The 24420-nt window shown below is 73.0% G+C and carries 18 protein-coding genes; 13 read left to right on the top strand and 5 right to left on the bottom strand.

The genetic code is table 11. The features are described from left to right. The first annotated feature begins 87 nt into the window (after positions 1 to 87). Positions 88 to 927 (top strand): helix-turn-helix transcriptional regulator, encoded by an 840-nt coding sequence (locus IO36_RS02515; RefSeq protein ID WP_037615535.1) that lies wholly within the window; start codon positions 88 to 90, stop codon positions 925 to 927. Positions 928 to 1054: 127 nt separating this feature from the next. Here the strand turns inward: IO36_RS02515 and IO36_RS02510 are convergent, their stop codons facing one another. Further along, complete coding sequence (locus tag IO36_RS02510) at positions 1055 to 1936, bottom strand: aminoglycoside phosphotransferase family protein (RefSeq protein ID WP_037615531.1); 882 nt, start codon at positions 1934 to 1936, stop codon at positions 1055 to 1057. A 339-nt stretch (positions 1937 to 2275) separates the two neighbouring features. Here IO36_RS02510 and IO36_RS02505 point away from each other — a divergent pair, with 339 nt between their 5' ends. The 3 genes from IO36_RS02505 to IO36_RS02495 all read left to right on the top strand — a co-directional run bounded on the left by IO36_RS02505 (position 2276) and on the right by IO36_RS02495 (position 6690). After that, positions 2276 to 3328, top strand: coding sequence for a tetratricopeptide repeat protein (locus IO36_RS02505; RefSeq protein ID WP_037615529.1), 1053 nt, complete (start codon positions 2276 to 2278; stop codon positions 3326 to 3328). Continuing rightward, complete coding sequence (locus IO36_RS02500) at positions 3328 to 4602, top strand: polyprenyl synthetase family protein (RefSeq protein WP_078942962.1); 1275 nt, start codon at positions 3328 to 3330, stop codon at positions 4600 to 4602. The genes IO36_RS02505 and IO36_RS02500 overlap by 1 nt, the downstream gene beginning before the upstream one ends. Before the next feature lie 306 nt (positions 4603 to 4908). Continuing rightward, positions 4909 to 6690 carry a M4 family metallopeptidase gene (locus IO36_RS02495; RefSeq protein ID WP_037615527.1) on the top strand — a complete coding sequence of 594 codons (1782 nt, stop codon included), beginning with the start codon at positions 4909 to 4911 and terminating at the stop codon, positions 6688 to 6690. A gap of 67 nt (positions 6691 to 6757) precedes the next feature. On the opposite strand, the gene IO36_RS02490 is transcribed toward IO36_RS02495, so the two are convergent. Both IO36_RS02490 and IO36_RS02485 read right to left on the bottom strand, forming a co-directional pair. Further along, positions 6758 to 7435, bottom strand: a complete 678-nt coding sequence (locus IO36_RS02490; RefSeq protein WP_037615525.1) for an AIM24 family protein — start codon at positions 7433 to 7435, stop codon at positions 6758 to 6760. A 125-nt stretch (positions 7436 to 7560) separates the two neighbouring features. Beyond that, complete coding sequence (locus tag IO36_RS02485; RefSeq protein WP_037615523.1) at positions 7561 to 8124, bottom strand: NAD(P)H-dependent oxidoreductase; 564 nt, start codon at positions 8122 to 8124, stop codon at positions 7561 to 7563. Between the two features lie 126 nt (positions 8125 to 8250). On the opposite strand from IO36_RS02485, the gene IO36_RS02480 reads away from it, so the two are divergent. Together IO36_RS02480 and IO36_RS02475 are read left to right on the top strand one after the other, a co-directional pair. After that, positions 8251 to 8913: a TetR/AcrR family transcriptional regulator gene (locus IO36_RS02480; RefSeq protein ID WP_037615521.1), complete on the top strand. Its 663-nt coding sequence runs from the start codon at positions 8251 to 8253 to the stop codon at positions 8911 to 8913. Positions 8914 to 9015: 102 nt separating this feature from the next. Further along, entirely contained in the window at positions 9016 to 10128 is a 1113-nt protein-coding gene (locus IO36_RS02475) for a sulfite oxidase (protein WP_037615520.1), read from the top strand. A gap of 54 nt (positions 10129 to 10182) precedes the next feature. Here IO36_RS02475 and IO36_RS02470 read toward each other — a convergent pair whose 3' ends face one another. Continuing rightward, a complete protein-coding gene (locus tag IO36_RS02470) occupies positions 10183 to 11379 on the bottom strand; it encodes a glycoside hydrolase family 64 protein (RefSeq protein ID WP_107065614.1) in 1197 nt (398 codons plus the stop codon). 244 nt (positions 11380 to 11623) lie between these two features. On the opposite strand from IO36_RS02470, the gene IO36_RS02465 reads away from it, so the two are divergent. The 4 genes from IO36_RS02465 to IO36_RS02450 all read left to right on the top strand — a co-directional run bounded on the left by IO36_RS02465 (position 11624) and on the right by IO36_RS02450 (position 16292). Then, complete coding sequence (locus tag IO36_RS02465; RefSeq protein ID WP_037615517.1) at positions 11624 to 12310, top strand: FadR/GntR family transcriptional regulator; 687 nt, start codon at positions 11624 to 11626, stop codon at positions 12308 to 12310. Beyond that, entirely contained in the window at positions 12307 to 13689 is a 1383-nt protein-coding gene (locus tag IO36_RS02460) for a hypothetical protein (RefSeq protein ID WP_037615515.1), read from the top strand. The genes IO36_RS02465 and IO36_RS02460 overlap by 4 nt, the downstream gene beginning before the upstream one ends. Continuing rightward, positions 13686 to 15542: a GMC family oxidoreductase gene (locus IO36_RS02455; RefSeq protein WP_037615513.1), complete on the top strand. Its 1857-nt coding sequence runs from the start codon at positions 13686 to 13688 to the stop codon at positions 15540 to 15542. The genes IO36_RS02460 and IO36_RS02455 overlap by 4 nt, the downstream gene beginning before the upstream one ends. A gap of 129 nt (positions 15543 to 15671) precedes the next feature. Beyond that, on the top strand, positions 15672 to 16292 hold the full coding sequence (locus tag IO36_RS02450) for a hypothetical protein (protein ID WP_037615511.1): 621 nt from the start codon (positions 15672 to 15674) through the stop codon (positions 16290 to 16292). 142 nt (positions 16293 to 16434) lie between these two features. Here IO36_RS02450 and IO36_RS02445 read toward each other — a convergent pair whose 3' ends face one another. Further along, a complete protein-coding gene (locus IO36_RS02445) occupies positions 16435 to 18291 on the bottom strand; it encodes a hypothetical protein (RefSeq protein ID WP_037615509.1) in 1857 nt (618 codons plus the stop codon). Between the two features lie 392 nt (positions 18292 to 18683). On the opposite strand from IO36_RS02445, the gene IO36_RS02440 reads away from it, so the two are divergent. The 3 genes from IO36_RS02440 to IO36_RS02430 all read left to right on the top strand — a co-directional run bounded on the left by IO36_RS02440 (position 18684) and on the right by IO36_RS02430 (position 24363). Beyond that, positions 18684 to 19778 carry a DUF1996 domain-containing protein gene (locus IO36_RS02440; RefSeq protein ID WP_037615507.1) on the top strand — a complete coding sequence of 365 codons (1095 nt, stop codon included), beginning with the start codon at positions 18684 to 18686 and terminating at the stop codon, positions 19776 to 19778. A 239-nt stretch (positions 19779 to 20017) separates the two neighbouring features. Further along, the gene (locus tag IO36_RS02435; protein ID WP_037615505.1) at positions 20018 to 21778 is read left to right on the top strand and encodes a discoidin domain-containing protein; all 1761 of its coding nucleotides are present in this window, start codon (positions 20018 to 20020) and stop codon (positions 21776 to 21778) included. Between the two features lie 29 nt (positions 21779 to 21807). Beyond that, positions 21808 to 24363 (top strand): glycoside hydrolase family 3 C-terminal domain-containing protein, encoded by a 2556-nt coding sequence (locus IO36_RS02430; RefSeq protein WP_051899935.1) that lies wholly within the window; start codon positions 21808 to 21810, stop codon positions 24361 to 24363. Positions 24364 to 24420 lie beyond the last annotated feature (57 nt).

The following is a 24420-nucleotide window of genomic DNA, read 5'->3' as shown; positions in this document are numbered from 1 at the left end:
CCGCGCGCCGCGGACAGCCAGGAGTCCGGTCTTCCTGGGACTGGCGGTACCAGGCGCGTTCGTCCGGTCGGGTGCACAGTGGGTGGCATGGCGAACACGGAGTTCGGGCGCGCGGTGCGCCGCTGGCGTGACCGGGTCACCCCGGAGGCCGTCGGGCTGCCCGGCGGCGGGACGCGGCGCGCGGCCGGACTGCGCCGCGAGGAGCTGGCCCTGCTCGCGGGCATCTCGGTCGACTACGTGACCCGGCTGGAACAGGGCCGGGCAGCACATCCCTCGGAGCAGGTGGTCGAGGCCCTGGGCCGGGCACTGCGGCTGTCCGGAGCCGAACGCGAGCACCTCTTCCAGGTGGCGGGGCTGGTGCCGCCGGGCCGTGGCATGGTGCCGGCCCACATCACCCCGGGCGTGCACCGGCTGCTCGACCGGCTGGACGGGACGCCCGTGGCGGTGTTCGACGCGGCCTGGACCCTGCTGCTGGCCAACCCGCTGTACGCGGCCCTGCTGGGTGATCCCTCCGGGTGGCGCGGCAACGAGCGCAACGGTGTGTGGCGCAACTTCGTCGGTCCCGGCAGCCGGGTGCGGCACACCCCGCGTGAGCGGCGCGCCTTCGAGGCGACGCTCGCCGCCGACCTGCGCGCGACCGCGAGCCGGTACCCGACGGACCGGCGCCTCGGGCAGCTGATCGAGGACCTGTGCGCGAACAGCGTGCGGTTCGCGGAGCTGTGGGAGTCCGGCGCGGTCGCCCGCCACGAGGCGTCCCGCAAGATCATCGACCATCCGCAGGTGGGCGCCGTGACCCTGGACTGCGATGTGCTCAGCGTCGCGGGCAGCGACCTGAGGATCATGGTCTACACGGCCGAGCCCGGCACCGAGGACGCCGAACGCGTCGCCCTCCTCGGCGTCCTCGGCACACAGGCCCTCGTGGACTGACCTCGGCCTGGACTGGCCTCGGCCTGGAGTACCGCGGTCCGGCGTGGCCGCGGCCCGGACCTATCTCGGCCCGGACCTATCTCGGCCCGGAGCTGCCTCGGCCCGGAGTGGCCGCGCCCGCTCCCGGCTACGACCTCCGACGCTCGGCCAGCACCTCGGTGATCACGTGCCGGGCGTTGGCCGCGATCACCGGGTTCGTGTCGCGGTAGTACGGGAGCTGGGCGAGGGCCATGGACAGGGCCCAGCCGCGCCCCCGCGCCCAGCCGGCGTCGTCGGCGCCGGCCGCCTCCCGGAAGACGGGCCGCACCGGGGCGGGCAGGAGGTTCCAGGCGGGGATGAAGTCGCAGGCCGGATCGCCGGTGCCGAGGGTGCCGAAGTCGAGCACGGCGCTGAGGCGGCCCTCGCGGACCAGGAGGTTCATCGGCATCAGGTCCGCGTGGAGCCAGCACGGCGGGCCCGTCCACACCGGAGCGTCCAGCGCCTCCTCCCAGGCCGCCAGCGCGGCGCCGGTGTCGACGGTGCCGCGCAGGTCCTCGAGCGCCGAGCGGGTCTCGGCGTCCACAGCGGTCAGCGGCGTGCCCCGGTAGGAGGCGGGACCTCCGGGCAGCCCGGCCGTGCGCAGCGCGGAGACGAACGCGCCCAGATCGGCGGCCAGTCGAGGGGCGTCCGTGAGTGCGCCGGGTGCCGGGGCCTCGCCGTCGAGCCAGCGCACCACCGACCAGTGCCACGGATAGTCGGCCGTGGGGGTGCCGAGGCCGAGGATCTCGGGGACCGGGAGGGGAAGCCGCGGAGCGAGACGCGGCAGCCAGGTGTGCTCCTTGACCGCGTCGTCGGCGCCGTCCGCGATCCGCGGGAGGCGGACGGCCAGATCGTCGCCGAGGCGGTAGAGGGCGTTGACCGTTCCGGACGACCGCACCCGTCTCAGCGGCAGCCGGGCCCACCGGGGAAACTGTCCGGCCAACAGGTGCCGTACGAGCGGACCGTCGATCAGGGTCTCACCGGCGTGCATCGGAGCTGATGGCAACGGCGTCCTGCTTTCCGTGAGGGGGGCGGGAGTTCGGCCATCCTGTGTCCCGACCGGGCCGCCGCGCAACGGGTTTCGGGCCGTCAGGCAACCTCCCGGACGCGATCGCCGTCTTGATCGGCAACGGGCGCGTGAGACGCGGTCCTTCCGAAGCCTCCCTGCACGGGCAGTGGCCGAGGGTGCTATACGCAATGTGTATACATCCCGTGTATACGCGGAGTGTGTACAGGGGAGCCGCGCGTCACCGCCCGGACGGAGTCGAGCACAGCATCGTCACCGGTCCGGCGCCCCGGCGGGCGGACGGTGGCGGGCGGAAAGGCATTCATGTACGGCAAGGCCTTCGCCCCGGAGTACCAGGGCGCCCTGACCACCCTGTCGGTGAACTCCTCGCTGACCGACGTCCTGGCGGCGGGCACCGAGCAACTGCGCGCCGCCGAGAGGTCCGGAGCCCGGGCCGAGGCCGCCCGTTCGGGCCTCGCCGTCGCCGAGGCGCACCGCCGGCTCGGCCAGGTCGCGGACGCCGACCGTGCGTGGAAGGCGAGTTACCGCACCGCCCGGGAGGCGGGGGACGGCGCGGCGATGGCCTGGGCGCTGTGGAGCGGCGGCACCCTGGCCCGTCAGCGCGGAGCGTTCCCGCTGGCGTGGCGGCTGCTGCGGCTGGCCGCCGAACTCGGCGGGCAGGCGGGGGACGTCGTGGTGCGCGGCTACTCGCTGGCCGGCATGGCCGAGACCGGCCGCATCCAGGGCGACTACGAGGCCGTGACCGTGCTGCACGAGCAGCTGCTGGCCGAGGCCCGCAAGCGCGGTGAGGCCCGGCACACCGTGTGGGCCCTGGAGGGCATCGCCCAGATCCACCGCAACACCGGCGGGTACGACCGCGCCTACGCGCTGTTCGAGGAGGCGGCCGGGATAGCCGCCGGTGCCGAGGACCGGCGCGGCCACGCCTGGGCGCTGCGCGGACTCGCGGACATCGTCTCCGTCCGCGACGGCGACACGGAGCGGGCGCTGGAGCTGCTGAGCGAGGCCGAGGTCTCCTGCCGCGCGATGAAGCTGTCCGGGGCGCTCGCCTACAACCACAAGATGCGCGGCAACGTCCTCTACCGCGCCGGGCGTTACGAGCAGGCCCGTACCGTGTACGCGGGCGCGCTCGCCGAGTTCGAGGCCATGGGCGAGCCGCGCGGCACGGCCCTGTCCCGTCTCGGGCTGGTGAAGTCCCTCGCCCGCCTCGGCCGCGACGCGGCCGAAACCGCCGCCGAACTGGATGAGTTGGCCGTCCTGCTGGAGCGCATCGGCCTGCGCCACGCCCACCGGATGGTCGAACAGGCGCGGACGGAACTCGGATTGAGCCCCAGGGCAGAGTCGACGGAGGCCGCGTGATGACCTCGACGGCCCTCGACGCCCCGGCGACCCCGGACACCTCGGCACCGCCGACGGCTGCCCCGGACACCTCGGCACCGCCGGCAGCCCTCGACGTCCGGGCGGCGCCGGACACCTCCACGCCGCTGACGGCTCTCGAGGCGGCGGCGCCCTCGGACGCCGCGGCTTCGCCGACGGCCACCGCGCCTCCGGTGACCGCGACGCACCCGGAGCGGAAGGCCCCGGCGTTCCAGGAGCCCGACGCCGCCCCCGAACCCCCGTCGGCCGCCGCGGAGATCCTGCGGCGCTGCCGTGAACTCGCCGCCCCCGCCCTGGCGGAGGCGACCGGTTCGCTGCACCCCTGGCTCGCCGAGATGGCCGGCTACGCGTTCGGCCGCTGCGAGGTCGGGGGCGCCCCCGCCGACCACGGCCAGGGCAAGGGGGTGCGGCAGGCGCTGGCGGTCCTCGGAGCGCAGATCGTCTCGGGCCCGCCCGAGGCCGGTGTGCCGGGAGCCGTCGCGGTGGAGCTCGTCCACGTCTTCTCGCTGCTCCACGACGACATCATGGACGGCGACGCCCTGCGCCGCGGCCGTCCGGCCGTGTGGAAGGCGTACGGAACCGGGCCGGCCGTCCTGGCCGGCGACGCGCTGTTCGCGCTGGCGGTGCAGACCGTGGCCGTGACGCCCCAAGCGGGCCCCGCGGTGCGCCAGTTGACCTCGGCGCTGGGAGACCTGGTGCACGGCCAGGCCGAGGACCTGCTGTTCGCAGACCGGCCCTGGACCGGACCCGACGCGGTCGGCGTGGCGGAGTACGAGCTCATGGCCGAGCGCAAGACGGGCGCCCTGCTCGGCTGCGCGCTGGCCCTCGGCGCCCGGCTGGCCGGAGCGCCCGAGGCGACCGTGACCGTGCTGGACCGGGCCGGACGCCACCTCGGCGTCGCGTTCCAGATCGCCGACGACGTCCTCGGCATCTGGGGAGATCCGGAGGTCACCGGCAAGCCGGTCCACAGCGACCTCAGGCAGGGGAAGAAGACCCTGCCGGTGCTCGCCGCGCTGGGCGGCGCCGGATACGGAGAACTCGACGAACTCCTCACCGAAGCGCACGCGTTGGACGCCGCCGGAGTCCGCCGCGCGACGGCCCTGATCGAGCGGGCCGGGGGCAGGGCGACGGCCGTGCGCGAGGCGCGCCGCCATCTGGCCGCGGCGGACGCGCTGCTGGCGGAAGCCGCCCTCGTGCCCGGACCCGCGGAGGAACTGCGGACCGTGCTGTCCGCGCTCGCCGACCGGGCGGTCTGAGACCTCCGGGGGCGGAGGTGATGCGACATCGGTCACATGAACCCATTGATCGGCCCGGCCGCGCAACCACCTCATCGCCCCTCACATCTGTCCCATCGGTGCACTGTTGACCACTCCTCGATCACCGAGCAGCAGTCATGCGTAAAGAAATGCCCTCAAAAGCAAGAAAAGGGATCTTTCTTCTTTACATGTACATGACGCATCGGTGAGGGTGGCGCAGCGGAGCCCGACAGCTCCCGCGGCGTTCGACGGCGCCGCGTCCTCAGGCGGCCGGTGATCCCGGCCGCCCCTGTGCAAAGGAACTCAGTGCGTAGACCCCACATACGCCGCGTGGCGATCGCCGTCGCCGTGACGACGGCCGCCACGCTCCCCGGCCCCGCCTTCGCCTCCGCCCCCGACGGTTCCGCCCGGGTGGCGGCCTCGGCCGCGTCCCCCGTGGCCGCCGCCAGGGCGGCCGCGTTCGCGCACGCCTCGGCCACCGGTGTCATTCAGGGCGACACCCTCGAGGCCAAGGACGTCATGACCGACCCGGACGGCAAGCGGCACGTCCGCTTCGTCCGCACCCACCAGGGCCTTCCCGTCCTCGGCGGCGACCTGGTCGTCCACCTCGGCAAGCAGGGCGAGTACCTGGGCGTGACCCGGGCCGCCGACCACACCGTGAAGCCCTCCACCGTCGAGGCGCGGCTGACGCCGGAGCAGGCGGAGCGGAAGGCCGAGGCCGTCGCGCAGGGTGACGCGGGCACCGCGCAGCTCGTCGTGGACGCCCGCGACGGCGCCGCCGACCTCGCCTACCAGGTCGTCGTCACCGACAGCGGCACCACGGAGGCGGGCGGGTCGAGCACGGTCGTCGTGGACGCCCGTACCGGCAAGATTCGCAGCAACACCCCGAACAGCGACGAGTTCATATCGCCGTCCCTGGCCGCCGAGCTGCGCAAGCACGGCGAGAGCGCCACCCCGCAGACCGGCACGGCGCCCGCCGCCGGCCTGTCCGGGCTCACCGGCATCGCCGCCGCGGGCCACTACCCGGCGACCGCCACCGGCAGCGGGGCCTCCCTCTTCGCCGGCAAGGTGGCGCTGAAGACCACCCGCACCGCCCGGACCACCTACGTCCTCAAGGACCCGACCCGGTGGAACACCGAGACCCGGGACGCCAAGGGCCAGGAGCTGGAGTCCTTCGCGCGGGGCAAGGCGTTCACCGACGGTGACAACAAGTGGGGCACCGGCACCACCGCCGCCCGGTCCAGCGCCGCCGTCGACGCCCAGTACGGCATCACCCAGACCCTGGACTTCTACAAGAAGACCTTCGGCCGCAAGGGCATCAAGAACAACAGCGCCGGCGCCCGCGGCATGGTCCACTTCGGCAACAAGGTCGGCAACGCCTTCTGGGACTCGGTCTGCGGCTGCATGCTGTACGGCGACGGCGACGGCCAGGTGTTCAAGAAGCCGCTCGTCGTCCTCGACGTCACCGGCCACGAGCTGACCCACGGGGTCGTCGACGCGACCGCGGCCCTCGAGCCCACCCGCGTCGACGACGACGGCAACCAGTACGGCGAGCCGGGCGCCCTGAACGAGTCGCTCGCCGACATCTTCGGCTCGAACGTCGAGTTCTCGGCGAACAACCCGAAGAACCCGCCGAACTACCTGGTGGGCGAGAAGCTGGGCCTGGCGCAGAAGTTCCTGCGCCGCCTCGACCACCCGTCCCTCGACGTGCTCGAGGAGACGATCGACTACTGGTCGCCCGCCGCGTACGACACCGAGGTGCACGCCGGCTCCGGTGTCTCCTCGCACGCGTTCTACCTGCTCGCCGAGGGCAGCGGCCGCAAGACGATCAACGGCGTGACGTACGACTCGCCGACGTACGACGGTTCCCGCGTGACCGGGATCGGCCGCACCAAGGCCACCGCCGTGTTCTACCGGGCGCTCACCCGCTACATGGTCTCCACGACCGACTTCCACGACGCCCGCAAGGCCACGCTGAAGGCCGCGAGCGACATGTACGGCGCGAACAGCGCCGAGTACAAGGCGGTGGGCGCGGCCTGGGCCGCCGTCAACGTCACGGCCGCCAACACCCCGGCCGCCCGTCGCTGACCAGCGGTCGGGCCGGGAACACGAGGGGGCTCCGCCGGCCGGCGGAGCCCCCTTCGCGTGGCCCGGATCAGTGCTGCTGGGTCTTCTGCGGTGTCGCCTCGCTGGGACGGACGACGACACAGCCCTCGCCCTCCAGCTTCAGCTGCACGGCCTCGCCCGAACCGCCCCGGATCATCGAGCCGATCGACTGCGAGCGGTGCAGCGAGGTGCGCAGCTGCGCCGTCCAGCCGACCACCGCGTCGGTGTCGACGAACACCGGCTGCTGCTGGGAGACGGGAATGACGAGCGGGTTGCCCTCGCATATGAGGCCGAGGCTCCCGTGACCGGTGAAGACGCTGTTGAACAGACCGCCGCCGGTGATGCCCGCGCCCTTCACGGTCTTGATCTCGTACGAGAGCGAGGCGTCGAAGCACAGCACGTTGCGTCCGTTGACCGTGAACACGTCGCTGGGCTCGATGCTCACGATGAAACAGTTCTGCGCCTCGTGCGCGAACCACGCCTCGCCCTGGCCCCGTACGGTCATCAGCGGAAGTCCCTCACCGGTGACCGCCCGCTTGAGCATGCCGCCCACGCCCTGGCCCTTGCGCTCGAACTGGAGATTGCCGCGATAGGCGACCATCGCGCCCTGGCGCGCGAACATCTCGCCCTGGACGGCGTACTTGATGGACTTGGCGTTCTGGACGGTCATGCCCGCCGCGACGGCCGGCTGCACCATGTGGTCACTGGAAAAGAGATCGCTCTTCATGCGGGCATCCTGTCGCGGAGGGTGAGGCTCCGCCAGAGTCGTGTCGATCTTGGGACGAACGGTGACCGAGTCACGACATGCCGAGGGCCGGCCCGGGTCAACCGGACCGGCCCACAGGGGAGTTGTCAGGCCGCGGCCGGAGCCTCGACGTGCGCGTGCAGTCGGTTCAGGACCTCGGCGAGCTGACCCGCGACCTCGGCGTCGTCGACGGGGTGCGTCTCGGCGAAGCGGACCACGGAGCCGGCGACGGAGAGCTTGACGTCCTCCAGCACGGTGCCGCCGGCGATGCCCACGGCCTTGCGGGCCTCGTCCTGCGCCCACACGCCGCCGAACTGGCCGTACGCGGTGCCGACCACGACGACGGGCTTGCCGCCGAAGGCGCCCGCGCCGAACGGACGGGACAGCCAGTCGATGGCGTTCTTCAGGACGGCCGGGATGGTGCCGTTGTACTCGGGCGAGAACAGGAGGAAGGCGTCGGCGGAGCCGGCGGCGGCGCGCAGCTTGGCCGCGGCGGCGGGCACGTCGCCCTCGACGTCGAGGTCCTCGTTGTAGAAGGGGATCTCGGCCAGGCCCTCGAAGAGCTCGACCTCGGCACCCTCAGGGGCGAGCTTCACGGCCGCCTCAGCGAGCTGACGGTTGTGGGAACCGGCGCGCAGGCTGCCGACGAGCGCGAGGATGCGTACGGACATGGAAATCTCCCGGGGGGCTGGAAAGGCTGAAACACTGCCGCAATAAAGCGGACCGAAGTCCGCTTAAGGTCTATCACTGAAGCGGACCGCAGTCCAGTTGTCCCCGGTTGCCGTTACGCTTGCTTCATGTCCCAGCCATATCCGCCGTCCGCCGAGCGGCCGGAATCGTTCGACGAGCCCGTCCTCATGCAGCTCAGCGCCCCCGAGGCCACTCCGCTGCGGGCCGACGCCGCCCGCAATCGCGCCCGGCTGCTGGAGGCCGCTGCACGGCTCGTCGAGGAGCAGGGTGTGGCCAGACTCACGATGGAGGGCGTCGCCTGCGCGGCGGCCGTGGGCAAGGGGACCGTCTTCCGGCGCTTCGGCGACCGCAACGGACTGCTGATGGCGCTGCTCGACCACACCGAGCAGAGTTTCCAGCGCGCCTTCATCAGCGGTCCGGCGCCGCTGGGCCCCGGGGCGCCGGCGGTGGAGCGCCTGCACGCCTTCGGCGGCCAGGCCCTGCGCCTCACCGCCGAACGGCTCGACATGTATCTCGCGGCCGAGCCCGAGTCCACCCGCCGCTTCACCACCGCGCCGTACCGGGTGCGCTTCATGCACGTCTGCATGCTGCTGCGGCAGACCGGCCCCGGTCCCGACACGGACACCGAACTCCTCGCCCAGACCCTGATGGGATACCTGGACCCGGCACTGATCGGCCATCTGACCCGCCAGCGCGGCATGTCCCCGGAACGCCTGGAAGCGGGCTGGCGCGACCTGGTCGACCGCAGCGTGGGCCCCCGTCCCGTCTAGAGCGGACACGCCCGGGGGCGACGGAGAGCCCTTGGATCATGGCCGGTTCGAGGTGCCGCGCCGGGCTGGCGCCCCCGGCCCGGGCGGGCGGACACTGGACGCATGGGGCAACGCCTCGAGGACATGAGCGCACCCGCCCGGCTGGCCGGGCCGGACGAAGGGGTCAGCCACCAGGAGCTGGCCCTGGCCGCCCGCAATCACGGGCTGCCGCTGGAGGCCCTGCGGTACGAGCTCACACCGCCGGGCCTGCACTACGTGCTGACCCACTACGACATCCCCTACGCGGACGAGGCCTCCTGGCGGCTCGTCCTCGGCGGGCGGGTACGGCGTCCGCTGCTGCTCGGCGTCGACGACCTGAAGGCGTATCCCGCGGTCGGACAACGGGTGACGATGGAGTGCGCCGGCAACGGGCGCGCCCTGCTGACCCCCCGGCCGGTGAGCCAGCCCTGGCTCGTGGAGGCGGTCGGCACGGCCGAGTGGACGGGCGTGCCGCTGCGCGTGCTGCTCGCCGAGGCCGGGGTCGAGGCGGATGCGGTGGACGTGGTGTTCGGCGGGGCCGACCACGGCGTGGAACGCGGGGTCGAGCAGGACTACCAGCGGGCCCTTCCCCTGGATGTGGCGCGCGGCGACGAGCCCGAGGTCCTGGTGGCCTACGCGATGAACGGAGCCCCGCTGCCCCCGCAGCACGGTTATCCGCTGCGGCTCGTGGTGCCGGGCTGGTACGGAATGGCGCACGTGAAGTGGCTCCGGGAGATCACCGTGACCAGTGCTCCGTTCCGGGGATTCCAGCAGGACGTCGCCTACCGGCTGCGCCAGGACGCCTCGGACGCGGGCGAGCCGGTCACCCGTATCGCCCCGCGCGCCCTGCTGGCCCCGCCGGGCTTCCCCGACTTCATGTCCAGGGAGCGGGCCGTCAGACCCGGCGACGTCATGCTGACCGGACGCGCCTGGTCGGGATGCGCGCCGGTGACGGGGGTCGAGGTCAGCACCGACGACGGGCGCTCCTGGCATCCCGCCCGGCTGGACCCCGCGGACGGTCACCGCTGGGCCTGGCGCGCCTGGACCTTCACCTGGAGCGCGACCCCCGGCCGGTACGTCCTCAGCGCACGGGCCACCGACGCCGACGGGCACACCCAGCCGCTCGACCAGCCGTGGAACCGGGGCGGCTTCATGAACAACCTGGTCCAGCGGGTTCCGGTCCACTGTCTCGACTGAGGCCGATGGTGCGGGCGGGGCGGACGCACCCGCCCCGCCCGCACCGCACCCAGGTCAGCTGAACGGATCCAGCGTGACGAAGGCCTGCTGCGGATTGCCGTCGTGGACGAGGGACTCGTGGTTCCCGACGTCGTCGAAGGCGAACGCGTAGGCCTTGCCGTCGGCCATCTGCGCGTGGATGGCACGGGCGTACTGGTTGGTGACCCCGTCCTGGTAGAAGTTCGCGGAACTCGTGTCGGGCTGAATGGAGTTGGTCAGCAGCGTGGTGCGGTTGAACCCGGCGCACAGGGTGCGGGAAATGGGGCCGCGCACCAGGTCGTTGGGCGCGTCCAGCCGCTTGTAGCAGCCGAACACGCTGTCCGAGTCGGGCTTCTGGAAGCTGGTGACGACCGCTCCCGAGCTGTTGGTGAAGTTCATGACGCCACCGGAGACGCGCCCGAAGTACTTGGTGTTCGGCTGGTCGGCGAACGGGGTCACCGTCAGCGTCGACGAACCGTACTTCTGCCACACGCGGTTGATGTAGTCGTCCATGACCGTGGCCGGCAGCGCGCCCGCCTCGATGCCGTGCCCCGGGGCGAGCGCCCGCAGCACCGTGCCGTCCGGCCGGGTCTGGACGAGCTTCGCCCAGCCGCCCGGCTGGGCGCGCAGGGCGTTGAAGAAGCCGTTGTAGCCACCGGACTTGAGGTGTCCGGTGTTCTTCGTGGACCCGTCGCCGCCCTTGACCCCGACGGCGTACGGGGCGGAGAACATGTCGACCTGGGTGCTGTTGATCCACAGTCCGGAGTCGTTGAGCGTGTACTCGGACCAGTTGAAGAGGATGTTGCGGTTCGGATCGCTCGGATTCTGGACGGCCGGCTGCACGAGACCGCCGGTCGTCACCCGGAAGTCCAGCTTCTGGCCGAAGGAGAAGTAGAGCCGGCCGGAGAACTTGGGCAGCCGGATCGTCTTCGACTGGCCGTTCGCCGGTCCCGCGATCGAGGCGTCGGGTGCGGGCGTCGGGGGATTGCCGCCCGCAGGCCAGGGGTGGAAGGTGCCGTTCGCGTCGGCCCAGCCCTGCCTGCCCGTCGAGAGTTCGGTGCCGAGGTCGTAGATGTAGACCTGGTCACCGCGGCCCGAGTTGTTCGTGAACGTGAGGGGGATGGTCGCCGGGACCGCGGCCTCGGCGGGCGGGGGCGCGCCGAAGGCGAGCAGTGCCGCCGAGAGGGTTGCCGAGGCCAGTGCCCAGGCCGGCCTTCTGATGGGTACGCGCACTCTCTCTGCCTCCTTGATGTGGGGGTTCAGCGAGGTGGATGAATGCGGACGCGGCTCGTCCGTTTCTTTTGAGAGCGCTCTCAGAGTCGGTCCGGGCGGCGCGCCTGTCAACGCTTCTCACACAATTGGTCCGGTCCAACTCTCAGTGGCCTGAACCCAGTTGCTTTCCGGCTGAGGGTTGACCCCGCCCGCGTCGACTGGTTCAGTGGCTCATCCACTCAGCCACTCGCCCGAAGGGGGAAACGTGGAGGCTCTGCCTCGCGAGACCATCGTGGACGTCCTGGAGGACCGGCTGCGCACGGACATCCTCGACGGTCGTCATCCGGCCGGGAGTTACCTCCCCCCGGAGCGGCGGCTGGCCGACGGGTACGGCGTCACCCGCACCACGCTCAAGCACGCCTTCGGGCGGCTCGTCCAGGCCGGGCTGCTGGAGACCCGCCACGGCGTGGGCACCCGGGTGCGGGACTACGCCCGCTCGGGAGGGGCGGACCTGCTGCCCATGCTCGTGCGCCACGACTCGGGCTGGGTGCGCGAGGTCTTCGAGGTACGGCGCGGAGTGGGCGCGTCGATCGCCGAGCGGGCCGCCGAACGCCGCACCCGCCCGCAGGCGGCCGAGCTGAGCGCGCTGCTCGACGCGGTGCGGGCCGCCCAAGGGGCCGACGCGGTCCAGCTGGCCGACGTGGAGGTGCACCGCGCGCTGGCCCGCGCCACCGGCAACCGCGTGTACGTCCTGCTCACGAACACGCTGTTCAACGCCTACCTGCCGGTCCGCTCCCTGCTCCAGGGGCCCTTCACCGATCCGGAGACCGCCCATCGCAGGCTGGCGCCCGTCGTGGAGGCCGTCACCGCCGGGGACGCCCGCCGGGCCCGGGAGGCGGCCGACTCCTATCTGCGGGACACCGAGCGCATCATGCTGGAGGGGCTCGCATGAGGGGCACGGTGTTCACGGAGACCCTGCTGGGCACGGTCCGCCTCGACGGCGAACCGGGGGAGCGGCGCGTCCGGCTCGACCTGCGCGCCGCCGCCGACCGGGTCCTGCTCCCGCACCGCACCACCCCGGCCCGGCTCACCGGCCGGGTCCGCATCGCCGGACGTGCCGACGACCCGGCCGCCGAGGGCGAGTTGGAGGTCTCCCCGGTCGCCCGGCGGCGCATCCGCTACCGGCTCGCCTTCACCGCCGACGGGCGCCGCCTCACCCTGGACGGCTGGAAGTCGGTGAGTCCCCGCCGGCCCCTCACCTCGATGACCGTCCTGCCCTTCACGCTGTACGACGGGCACACCCGGGTGGGCGAAGGAGTCCTCCGCTTCCCACTGGGCACCGGTCTGCTCCCCTTCCTGCTCGGCTTCCGCTTCCCCCGCCGCGAGGACCCGGGGGCCCACGGCGCCCCGCGATGGAACGGCACCCCGGGCCGTACCGAGGTCTGGTACACCACCCTCACCGACCCGGAGACCGGCACCGGCGTCTGGCTGCACCACGAACTGACCGCACCCGCCGACGGATCCGAACCCTTCGCCCACGGCTGGGCCGCGGTCTTCCCGCGCGCGGGCGAGGTGCGGCACGCCCGCTTCGGCCCCGTTCCCTGGACCCGGCCGGCCGACGGCTTCACCGCCGAAGGCGTGACCTCCTCGGGCGGGCGACTCGAAGGCCGGGCGGGCGACTTCCGGTGGAGCCTCACCGAACGGCCCGAGGACCCGCCCCTGTTCACCTTCCCCCGCTGGTCCTGGCGCCACCCGCTCCTCCCCGCCGCCCAGATGCTGCCGGCCGCACGGGCCACTTACGAAGGCGAACTCTCCTACGACACAACGACGTTGAAGATCAGCGGAGCGCCGGGAGCCTCGGCCCGGATCTACGGGCACGGCAACGCCCAGCGCTGGACCTGGCTGCACGCCGACCTCGGTGACGGCGCGGTCCTGGAGATCGTCGCCGCCGTCTCCACCCGGCCCGCGCTGCGGAGGCTGCCCCCGCTCGTCTTCCTGCGCCTGCGCCGCTCCGGCCGCACCTGGCCCCGGCGCCCCGAGCGCTCCGCGACCGGCCTGCTCGGACTCGGCCGCTTCCGCGCCGACCTCGGCCTGCCCACCTGGACCGTCACCGGACGCACGGCCCTGCGCCGCGTCCGCGTCGACGTCACCCAGCCACCGGAGCGGACCCTCACCCTGGAGTACCGCGACCCGGACGGCGCCCGGGCCGTGTGCCGCAACAGCGAGTCCGCCGACGCCCGGGTCGTCCTGGAGCGCTGGTGGGGCCGCTGGCGCCCGGAAGCCTCCTGGACCCTGGAGGGCACCGCCCACGCGGAGGCGGGGGAACGATGACCGGCGATGGACTCGTCGCCGCCCTCCTCGCCGCCGACGACACCGATACCGACGCCGGCGCATGGCCCGCCCGCGTGCCGCACCGCCTCGACTCCGTGCTCGCCGCCCTGCCCCGCCCGGCGAGCGCCGGGGTACGGGCCGCCGTCGCCGCCGTCGAGACGTACGCCCTGGCGCGCACCGGCAGACGCCTGGCCGCCCTGCACCCGGACGAGCGCGAGGACGTCCTGCGCTCGCTGGCACGGCGCCCCCGGCTCGCCCCGCTCCTCGACCTCCTCAAGGTTCCCGTCCTGCTGGCCGCGGGCACCGAACGAACGGGAGTCCCGCCCGTTCCCGTACCGGCCCCGGCCGATCCGCCCCTCGACTGCACGCCGGCCGAGGAGTGGCCCGCCCGCACCACCGCCGACGCCGTCGTCGTGGGCTCCGGGGCGGGCGGCGCCATGGCCGCACGGACCCTCGCGCGCGCCGGACTGAGCGTCGTCGTCATCGAGGAGGGCCGGCACCACCCGACGGCCTCCTTCGGCCGCCGGGTACCCCTCGACCGGTTCACCGAGCTCTACCGCGACGGCGGTGCCACCGTGGCCCTCGGCAGGCCTCCCGTCCTGCTGCCGACCGGCCGCGCCGTCGGCGGCACCACCGTGGTCAACTCCGGTACCTGCTACCGCACCCCGGACGCCGTGCTCGCCCGCTGGCGGACCACGTTCGGGTTCGAGCTCGCCGAGCGCCTCGGCCCCCTCCTCGACGAGGCCGAACGCACCCTGAACGTGGCACCCCAGCCCCTCGACGTCCTCGGTGCCAACGGGCTGCTCACCCTCGAGGGCGCCCGGCGGCTCGGCTGGAGCGCCGCCCCGCTGCGCCGCAACGCCCCCGGCTGCAAGGGCTCGTGTCAGTGCGTCGTGGGCTGCCCGACCGGTGCCAAACAGAGTGTCCAGCTCTCGGTCCTGCCCGACGCCTGCGCGGCCGGCGCCCGCATCGTCACCGGCGCGCGGGTCCACCGCATCCTGGTGGACCACGACGTGCCGGGCCCGCCCCGCGCCGCCGGGGTCCGGGCGCACCGCCCAGACGGCGGCGAACTGGAGATCCTCAGCCCCCTGGTCGTGACCGCGGCCGGCGCCCTCCAGACCCCGTCCCTGCTGCGCCGCTCGGGCCTCGGCGGACATCCCCGCTTGGGCCGCAACCTCAGCGTGCACCCGGCCACCAGTGTCGCCGGACGCTTCGCGGAACCGGTGACGGCCTGGCGCGGCGTGCTCCAGAGCGTCGGCGTCGAGGAACTGCGCAAGGACGGGATCCTCCTCGAGGCGACCGCGAGCCCGCCCGGCATGAGCAGCTTCGTCCTGCCCGGTCTCGGCCGCGAACTGCGGCGCGAACTGGAGGAGTCGGACCGTCTGGCCACCCTCGGCGCCATGATCGCCGACCGCCCCTCCGGACGGGTCCGGGGCCGCGACCGCACCCTCGTGCGCTACGACCTCGCCCCGCGCGACGGCGACCGCCTGCTGACCGCCGTACGCGCCATGGGCCGCCTGCTCTTCGCCGCCGGGGCGACGGAAGTCCTCACCGGAGTCCCGAAGGCACCCCGCGCGGGTTCGCCCGAGGCGCTCGACGACCTCCTCGCCCGGACCGGGCCCCGCGATCTGCACGTCTCCGCGTTCCACCCGACCGGCACGGTCGCCGCGGGCGGCGATCCGCAGCGGGCTCCCGCGGACCCCGAGGGCAGGCTCCGCGGTGTCCACGGCGTCCTCGTCGCGGACGGTTCGGTCCTGCCGGGCTGCCCCGAGGTCAACCCCCAGCTCAGCATCATGGCCGCGGCCCTGGCGGTCGCCGACGCCTGGCTCGGCGGGACGGGACCCGGGGGCTGATCCGGCGCGCGCCACCCCAATGGGCCCCCGTGGTTCGCCGTGGCCGGACCCGGCACGGAGCATGAGGGAGTCCGTTCGGCAGGAAGCGGACGAGCCCCGTGTCCGGTTCGTCAGGAAGAGGCCAGCCCCATGAGCAGACGTGTTCCCCGCGGCCGGAGCGGATCGTGGCGCGCCGCCGTCCTGCTGTCCGCGATCGCGTGCGGCTCCGCTCTCGTGTCGTGCAGCTCGGACAACGGTGGTGGCGGCAGCAGCACGGCCTCGATCTCCCCGCCGAACACCTCGAACTTCACCGGGTCCGCGCCGTCGGCCATCGCCTCGGCGGCCTCCTCGATCATCGCGTCCGCGTCCGAGCGGGCGTCCTCGGCGGCCGCCTCCGTCTCGGCCCGGGCCTCGGAGTTCGCGGCCTCGGTCGACGCCGACACCGCCCGCGCCTCCGCCACCGCCCAGAAGGAGCTGAAGAACGTCCAGGGCAGCGGCAACGCGACGTCCGAGGTCAGCATGACCGGACTGCCCACGGCGGAGACCGGCGGGCTGCGGGCCGTGCTCGTCACCATCACCAACAAGAGCGGCAAGACGGCCTCGTACGCCGTGCAGGTCGACTTCAAGAACCCCGACGGCAAGGTCGTGGAGACCCGGTACGTCGGCAAGGAGAACCTCGAACCCGGCAAGAAGGCGCAGCCGGTCGTCGTGAGCAGGCAGCCCGCCGAGCCGCAGCTCACCGCGGTGCTGGCCAAGGCCCAGCGCTACTGACCGAGCGTGCGGACGGCTCCGGCGCCGTGACGCCGTCGCCCCGGGGAGCCCGGCCTCCGCGAAGGCCGGGCTCCCCGGGACGCACCCGTGGGGGGAGGACTGAGGGGAGACGGACAGGGGCGGGCGCGCCCGCCCGCGGCGGTCAGGGGTACGAGACCACGGTGGACGGCACGGTGGAGGTCCCCGACGTGGGCGCGCCCGTGTCGTTGACGACGTGCTCGTACTGTCCGTTGCCGCCGAGGGAGACCACCAGCAGGTCGTGGAACTTCACGCCCGGCCTGTTCGGCGCCGCGAATCCGTGGTGCTGGACGATCGTCGGGTCCACGTTGTAGTAGCAGTAGCTGCCCAGGCCCCAGCCCTCGTGCGTGGTCACCGCGTCGCCGACCTTGTAGGCCGCGTACCCCTTGACGCTCCCGTTCTGGATCGCGGCCTGGTTCGGGGCGTCGTACGCCTTCTCGTTCTGGAAGAAGATCGTGCGGCCCCGCTGGCCGTACCACTGCACGTCGTACTTGTTGAAGTGCTCGACGAACAGGCCCGTGGCCAGGACGTCGTCGCCGTTGACGCGGATGCCGTAGTCGGCGCGGTTGGTCTCCCAGCCGACCCCGGTGCCGTGGTCGGCCCGCCAGACCCAGGTGTGGTCGACGATCGTGTGCCGGCTGTTGACGACCATGCTGGTCGTCGCCCGGCCCGCGCCCGCACCGCCGATGCGCACGAAGACGTCCTGCACGGTGGTCGGGTTCGCCGAGTGGTCCGCCGACGCCCCGGCCGGACCGATCTCCAGCAGAGTCCTGGAGTTGACGGGCCCGGCGTCGACGAGGAAGCCGGCCAGCCGGATGCCGTCCACGTCGGCCGTCCTGAGCGCGGTGACGCCGTTGTCCGGGATCAGCGTGGCATAGCCGAGGCCGAGGACCACGGTTCCGGCCCGGTTCACCTCGATCGGCCGGTCCAGGTGGTAGATCCCCGGGGTCAGCAGCAGATGGAGCCCCTGCGCGAGGGCCGCGTTCAAGGTCGCGGCGCTCACCCCGGGCCGCGCCACGTAGAACTGACCGAGCGGCAGCGAGGTGCCGCGCGGGGTGCCGTTCCCCCAGGTCGTGCCGCGCGCGTTGACGCGCTTCTCCGGCAGGAACACCCGGTAGTCGCTGCCGCTCAGATACAGGAACGGCTTCTCCCGGGACACCGGTGTGGTGGCGAGCGTGGTGTACGGCGGGTTCGGGAAGGACTGCGCGGGAGCGCCCTGGACACCCGAGAACACCATGTTCCAGACGGCGTTGACCCAGCCGCCCACCGAACTGTCGCGGGTGTACCACTGCTGCTGCGAGTACGGTCCGACGGAACCGTCGATGCGGCTGTCGGCGATGTAACCGCCGCTGGCCCAGCCGTACCCGTCGGGCGCGAGGTTGAGACCGCCCTTGACGTGCATACGACGGAACGGGGCGGCCTGGGCGACCGCCCACCGGTTGGTGCCGCTGACCGGGCTGAGCGCGAGGTTCTCCGCCGAACGCCAGAAGTTCTGGGTGGCGTTGCCGTTGAACCAGCCCGCGTCGACCGTCACGTCACCGTTGATGGTCGTGTCGTCGGGTGACAGGCCGAGGCCGGCGATCGAGGTGTAGAAGCCGAGCTGGGCGTTGAGCCCGTTGTACGTGCCGGGCTTGAACAGGAACGCGTAGCGGCCGGTGCCGAACTGCGCCGACTCCTGCTGCTTGAAGACCTGGTCGAGCCTGGCCTGGATGCCGGGCGTCGAGGGTCCGAAGACGATGACGTTGGGGCCCAGGTCACCGCCGCCGGGCAGGGGCGCCTGCCGCCGCGCGGACCGTGAGCGCGGGACGGACGCGGCGGCCTCGGCCGCGGACGAGGTGGTCCCGGTGGGGGAGGCGGACGCCGGTGAGGACAGCGCGAGCAGTCCGGGTGCGGCGGCGCCGGCCGCCATCGCTCCGAGGACGGTGCGCCGCGCGACGGGGGAACGGCCGGGCTCCGGGGTGCCTGTGGGGGTCGAAGGCATGGGGGGCGACTCTCCTGGTTCAGGAAGTGAACGATGGGAGGTACGGGGAGCGCTCTCTCGCTGATGCATGCTTCAACGAGGTGAACGAGGCGTCAAGAGTTGTGACCGGAGTCCCGTGCAGGTTCCTTCGGGACGAGGGGAAGTCGGTGCCGGTTCGAGCCGATTCCTCCGCCGATGCGCCTGTCCTCGTCCGGCAAGCGGGCGCCGGCGGCCTCCGCGGTTGTGTTCAAGAGATGGGTACGGAACGCGTTCGTGATCCTTCGTCAACTCCCTTGACACTCACGCGCCGTCGCCCCAACACTCCTCGACGGGAGAGCGCTCTCCCGATTCCTCGGCACATGTGATGGACCGCCCGACCCCCACCGTCCCCATCGACGTGGCAGGAGGTCTCCATGGCACGGAGATCGAAGATCGTCTCAGGAATGCTGATGTCCGGCGCGCTGGTGCTGACCACGCTCGGCCTGACCGGGGTGGCCATGAGCGCCGACCCCGTCTCCGCCCCACCGTCGTCCGCGGTCGGCTCCGGCGCGGTCCACGCCGCGCACGCGATGCCCGTCTCGACGCTGTCCTCACCCGAGGACCCGGACGGCGACGGCTACATCCCGGCGAATCCGCAGGTCACCGGTGTCGTCCCGTCCAAGGCGGAGCCCGCGCACCGCTACTTCCACGAGTTCCAGGCAAACTGCTCGGTGACCCGCACGCGGCCCGACGACCCCATCGTCTATCCCGGTCAGCCGGGCAAGTCCCATGACCACACGTTCCTGGGCAACACCACGACCGACGCCGCCAGCACCACGGCCACGCTCGACGCCGGTTCCACCACGTGCAGGGCGCCGGGCGACAAGTCCGCGTACTGGATGCCGACCCTGCTCAAGGGCGGGACCCCCGTCCTGCCGGTGGGGCCGCAGGTCATCTACTACAAGGCGGGCGTCACCGACTACACCAGCGTCCGGCCCTTCCCCAAGGGGCTGCGCTTCGTGGTCGGCAGCCCGATGCAGTCCGCGGCCGACTTCCGCAACCACCGGGGCTTCGTCGAGGGCTGGGAGTGCGGCAACAGCTACTTCAACGTGGACTTCCCCCAGCAGTGCCCGAACACCGCCGACGTCCAGCTGAACATCCGTTTCCAGGCGCCCAGTTGCTGGGACGGCAAGTATCTGGACACGCCGAACCACCAGAGCCACATGGCGTATCCGGTGGTCAACCCCGGCACCAACAACAACATCTGCCCGGACGACCACCCGGTCGCCCTGCCGATGATCGAGTTCAAGATGGCCTTCCCGGTCAACGGCGACATGTCGCAGGTCAGGCTCTCCAGCGGGGCCGGCTACTCCTTCCACTACGACTTCTTCAACGCGTGGGACGCGCCGACCCTGAAGGCGCTCGTCGACCACTGCGTCATCGGCGGACTCCAGTGCGACGCCCGTGGTTACGACCAGACGCATCCCGAGGCGGGCGCGGCCCTCGGCGTCGACTACCGGCTCCCGTGACCCGACTGTCCAGTCCCGACTGACCCGACCGACCTGACGTGAACAGGCGCGGCGCCGACGAAGGCGGCGTCCGACGCGGCCTGCTCCGACCACCTGACCCGACCCGACCTGACGATCCGACCACCCGACCCGACACGGACGCCCCGCCGGTCCGGCCCGCACCCGGCCGGTGGGGCCGCCGCCCCCCAGGTCGCTGTTCCCCCCACCCGCACCCCACACCCGTACCCGGACGGACACCCATGACCCGATCCCGTACCCGCACCCGGACCACCCCCCACCGCGTCGCGGCGCCTCTCACCGCGGCCCTGCTCGCCGCCGGAGCGCTCGTCCTGCCCGCCCAGCAGGCCCAGGCGGCCGGCGGCGTCGTCAAGGTGACCGGCTCGCAGGGCAACTGGCAGCTCACCGTCGACGGAAACCCGTACCAGATCAAGGGCCTCACCTGGGGGCCGGCCGTCGCCGACGCCGCGCGTTACATGCCGGACCTGAAGTCGATGGGCGTCAACACCGTCCGCACCTGGGGCACCGACGCCTCCAGCAAGCCCCTCTTCGACGCGGCGGCGGCCCAGGGCATCCGCGTGATCGGCGGCTTCTGGCTCCAGCCCGGCGGCGGCCCCGGCAGCGGCGGCTGCGTCAACTACCTCACCGACACCGCCTACAAGAACCAGGTGCTCACCGAGTTCCCGCAGTGGGCCGCCGCGTACAAGGACAACCCCGGCGTCCTGATGTGGGACGTGGGGAACGAGTCCGTGCTCGGACTGCAGAACTGCTACAGCGGCGACGAGCTGGAACGGCAGCGGAACGCCTACACCACGCTGGTCAACGACATCACCAGGAAGATCCACGCCGTCGACCCGAACCACCCCGTCACGTCCACCGACGCGTGGACCGGCGCCTGGCCCTACTACAAGAGGAACGCGCCCGACCTGGACCTGTACGCGGTGAACTCCTACAACGCCGTCTGTGACATCAAGTCGGCCTGGCAGCAGGGCGGTTACACCAAGCCGTACATCGTCACCGAGGCCGGACCCGCGGGCGAGTGGGAGGTGCCGGACGACGCCAACGGCGTCCCCGCCGAACCCACCGACCGGGCGAAGGTCGACGGCTACACCCGGGCCTGGAACTGCGTCACCGGGCACAAGGGCGTCGCGCTCGGCGCCACGATGTTCCACTACGGGACCGAGTACGACTTCGGCGGCATCTGGTTCAACCTGCTGCCCGCGGGGGAGAAGCGGCTGTCGTACTACGCCGTGAAGCGGGCGTACGGCCAGGACACCTCCCGGGACGACACAGCGCCGGTCATCACGGACCTCGCGGTGGAGGGGGACGCGGGCAAGGTGCCGGCCGGGCGCGACCTCACCCTCGCGGTGAAGGCCACCGACCCCGACGGCGATCCGCTCACCTACGAGGTGCTGGACAACAGCATGTATCTCGACCAGAGCAGACAGCTGAACCCGCTGCCCTTCACCGACCTCGGCGGCGGCCGGCTCCGGGTGACCGCGCCGGACCGGCCCGGGGTGTGGAAGTTCTACGTCAAGGTCAAGGACGGCAGGGGCAACGTGGGGGTCGAGACCCGGTCGGTGCGGATCGTGCCGCCGACCCCGAGCGGCACGAACCTCGCGCTCGGCAAGCCGGTCACCGCCTCCTCGTACCAGACCGGCGGCGGCGACTGCCCCTGCACCGCGGCGAACGCCGTCGACGGCAACCCGAACACCCGCTGGGCCAGCGACTGGAGCGACCCCCAGTGGCTCCGGGCCGACCTCGGCTCCCGCACCTCGTTCCGCCATGTGCAACTCGTCTGGGAGACCTCGTACGCCAAGGCCTACACGCTCCAGACCTCGGACGACGGGCAGAACTGGACCACGGTGCGCACGGTCACCGACGGCAACGGCGGCGTCGACGACCTCGACGTCACCGGCACCGGCCGCTACGTACGGGTCAACGGCACGGCCCGCGGCACCGGCTGGGGCTACTCGCTGTACGAGTTCGGGGTCTACAACTGACCCCCGGAAGCGCCGGAGAGCGCTCTCCCATGACGAAGGAGGCTCAACGGGTGGTCAGGACGGACGGCGGGACGGACGGCGAGGCGGAGCGCGAGGCGCTCCTCGGGAAACTCACGCTCCGCGAGAAGGTCCGGCTGCTGACCGGCGCGACCACCTGGCGCACCCGGGCCGAACCGGCCCTGGGGCTGCGGGAGATGGTCCTGTCGGACGGTCCCGCCGGGGTGCGCGGGGAGTCGTGGGACGAGCGTGATCCGGCGCTGCTGCTGCCCTCCGCGTCGGCGCTCGGGGCGCTGTGGGACGAGCGCCTGGTGGAACGCCTCGGCGGGCTGCTCGCCGCCGAGGCGCGCCGCAAGGGCGTCGACGTCGTCCTCGCGCCCACCCTCAACCTCCACCGCACACCGCTCGGCGGACGGCACTTCGAGTGCTACTCCGAGGACCCCGAACTGACCGGCCGCACCGGTGCCGCGCTCGTCAGGGGCATCCAGGCGGGTCAGGTGGCGGCCGCCGCCAAGCACTACGTGGCGAACGACAGCGAGACCGACCGGCTGACCGTCGACGTCCGGGTGTCGGAGCGGGTCCTGCGGGAGGTGTACCTGGCGCCGTTCGAGGCGGCGGTCGCGGCGGGCGTCCGGGTCGTCATGGCCGGGTACAACGGCGTCGGCGGCACCACGATGACCGCGAGCCCCCTGCTCGAGGATCCGCTCAAGCGGGAGTGGGGCTTCGAGGGCGTGGTGGTCTCCGACTGGGGCGCGGTGCGCGGCTGCGAGGAGACCGCCCGCGCCGCCCTGGACCTCGTGATGCCGGGCCCCGACGGCCCCTGGGGCGAGGACCTGGTGCGGGCCGTGGAGGCGGGACGCGTCCCGGCGCGGGCCGTCGACGACAAGGTGCGGCGGCTGCTCCGGCTCGCCGCCGCCTGCGGCGCGCTCGGGGAGCCGCCGAGTGGAGAGTCACCGGGAGGGGAGCCGCCGAGTGGAGAGTCACCGGGAGGGGAGTCGCCGAGAGGGGAGCCGCCGAAGCGGGAGCCGCCCGCCGTCGAGCGGGACGGGGCGCGGGCGCTGCTGCGCGAGGCCGTGTCCGCGAGCACGGTGCTGCTGGAGAACCGCGGGATCCTGCCGTTCGATCCGGCACGGCTGCGCACGGTCGCCGTGATCGGGGCGCACGCCGCCCTGCCGCGCGGTCAGGGCGGGGGCAGCGCGGGGGTGTTCCCCGAGCGGATCGTGACGCCCCTGGACGGCCTCGGGGACGCCCTCGGCGACGGCGTCCGCGTCGTCCATGTGCCCGGTCCCTCGACCGACGCGCCTCCTCCGCCCCTGACCCCGCGGCTGTGCACCGACCCCGTCACCGGCGAGGAAGGCGTACGGCTGCGCGTACGGGACGCGGCCGGACGCGCCCTGTACTCCGGACACCGTCACGGAGGGCGGCAGTTGGAGCCGCCGCTGCCGGCCGGAGCGCACACCGTCGAGATCGAGGCCCTCCTCCTGCCGGACGTCTCGGGGCCGTGGACGCTCGGCGTCGGCGGATTCGGTCGCCTGTGCCTCACGGTCGACGAACACATCGTCATGGAAGGGGAGTTCGGCAAGGACAGCGACGATCCGGCCGTCGTCCATGTGAACCCGCCCGTGCACGGCGTGTCCGTCCCCCTCACCGCCGGACGCGCGGCCCGCGTGGTCGCGCGCCGCGAACTCGCCCCGGGGACCGGCCGGGCCACCGTCGTCACCGCCGCCGCGCCGCGCCCCGACGACGCATCGGCCTTGGCCGCGGCGGTGCGGGCGGCACGGGACGCGGACGCGGTGATCGTGTTCGTCGGCACCACCGAACACGACGAGTCCGAGGGGCGCGACCGGACGGACCTGAGGCTCGGCGGACGCCAGGACGAGCTGGTCCGTGCGCTGACGGACGCCGATCCCCGCGCGGTCGTCGTCGTCAACAGCGGCGGACCCGTCGAACTGCCCTGGCGGGCACGGGCCGGCGCCGTCCTGCTGAGCTGGTTCCCCGGACAGGAGGGCGGCACGGGCCTGGCCGACGTACTCCTCGGCCGGGCCGAACCGGGCGGCCGGCTGCCGACGACCTGGCCGGCCGCCCTCGCCGACGCGCCGGTCACCCGCACCCGGCCCGAGGACGGACACCTCGACTACACCGAGGGCCTGCACGTCGGCCACCGTGCCTGGGCCCGGCACGACCGAGCGCCGGCCTACTGGTTCGGGCACGGACTCGGCTACACCACCTGGTCCTACGAGGAAGTGGAGGTCCCCGCCGGCCTCGTGGCGGGCGAGCCGTTCACCGTGCGGGTCGGGGTGCGCAACACGGGCCCGCGCCGAGGCCGGGAGGTCGTCCAGGTGTACCTCTCCGGACTTCCGGGGGACCCGGACCGACCGGAACGCCGGCTCGCCGGATTCGCGGCCGTGCGGGCCGAGCCGGGGGAACGGGTCACGGCGTCGGTGCGGATACCGTCCCGCGCGCTGCGCCACTGGGACGAGGCCGAGCACGCGTGGCGCACCCGGCCCGGCCCCTACCGCGTGTTCGCCGGCCGCTCCGCGGGAGCCCTGCCGCTCACCGCCGTCGCCCACGTCGGGGGCCCCGGCTGAGTGCCGGGAGTCCGGGGAGAGCGCTCTATCCCGGGGCGGCGCCCGCCCGTTAGGGTG

Source organism: Streptomyces aureus (assembly GCF_000725495.1).
In the GTDB taxonomy this organism is placed as follows: Bacteria; Actinomycetota; Actinomycetes; order Streptomycetales; family Streptomycetaceae; genus Streptomyces; species Streptomyces aureus_B.
The sequence above is the reverse complement of the archived record's forward strand: the minus strand, read 5'-3'. Positions and strand labels throughout refer to the sequence as shown.

Coding starts and splice junctions, on each gene's coding strand:
- IO36_RS02510 (WP_037615531.1), bottom strand. CDS start 1,936: ATGCACGCCGGTGAGACCCTGATCGACGGTCCGCTCGTACGGCACCTG.
- IO36_RS02490 (WP_037615525.1), bottom strand. CDS start 7,435: ATGAAGAGCGATCTCTTTTCCAGTGACCACATGGTGCAGCCGGCCGTC.
- IO36_RS02435 (WP_037615505.1), top strand. CDS start 20,018: ATGACCCGATCCCGTACCCGCACCCGGACCACCCCCCACCGCGTCGCG.
- IO36_RS02460 (WP_037615515.1), top strand. CDS start 12,307: ATGAGGGGCACGGTGTTCACGGAGACCCTGCTGGGCACGGTCCGCCTC.
- IO36_RS02445 (WP_037615509.1), bottom strand. CDS start 18,291: ATGCCTTCGACCCCCACAGGCACCCCGGAGCCCGGCCGTTCCCCCGTC.
- IO36_RS02450 (WP_037615511.1), top strand. CDS start 15,672: ATGAGCAGACGTGTTCCCCGCGGCCGGAGCGGATCGTGGCGCGCCGCC.
- IO36_RS02475 (WP_037615520.1), top strand. CDS start 9,016: ATGGGGCAACGCCTCGAGGACATGAGCGCACCCGCCCGGCTGGCCGGG.
- IO36_RS02455 (WP_037615513.1), top strand. CDS start 13,686: ATGACCGGCGATGGACTCGTCGCCGCCCTCCTCGCCGCCGACGACACC.
- IO36_RS02480 (WP_037615521.1), top strand. CDS start 8,251: ATGTCCCAGCCATATCCGCCGTCCGCCGAGCGGCCGGAATCGTTCGAC.
- IO36_RS02430 (WP_051899935.1), top strand. CDS start 21,808: ATGACGAAGGAGGCTCAACGGGTGGTCAGGACGGACGGCGGGACGGAC.
- IO36_RS02505 (WP_037615529.1), top strand. CDS start 2,276: ATGTACGGCAAGGCCTTCGCCCCGGAGTACCAGGGCGCCCTGACCACC.
- IO36_RS02515 (WP_037615535.1), top strand. CDS start 88: ATGGCGAACACGGAGTTCGGGCGCGCGGTGCGCCGCTGGCGTGACCGG.
- IO36_RS02440 (WP_037615507.1), top strand. CDS start 18,684: ATGGCACGGAGATCGAAGATCGTCTCAGGAATGCTGATGTCCGGCGCG.
- IO36_RS02500 (WP_078942962.1), top strand. CDS start 3,328: ATGACCTCGACGGCCCTCGACGCCCCGGCGACCCCGGACACCTCGGCA.
- IO36_RS02485 (WP_037615523.1), bottom strand. CDS start 8,124: ATGTCCGTACGCATCCTCGCGCTCGTCGGCAGCCTGCGCGCCGGTTCC.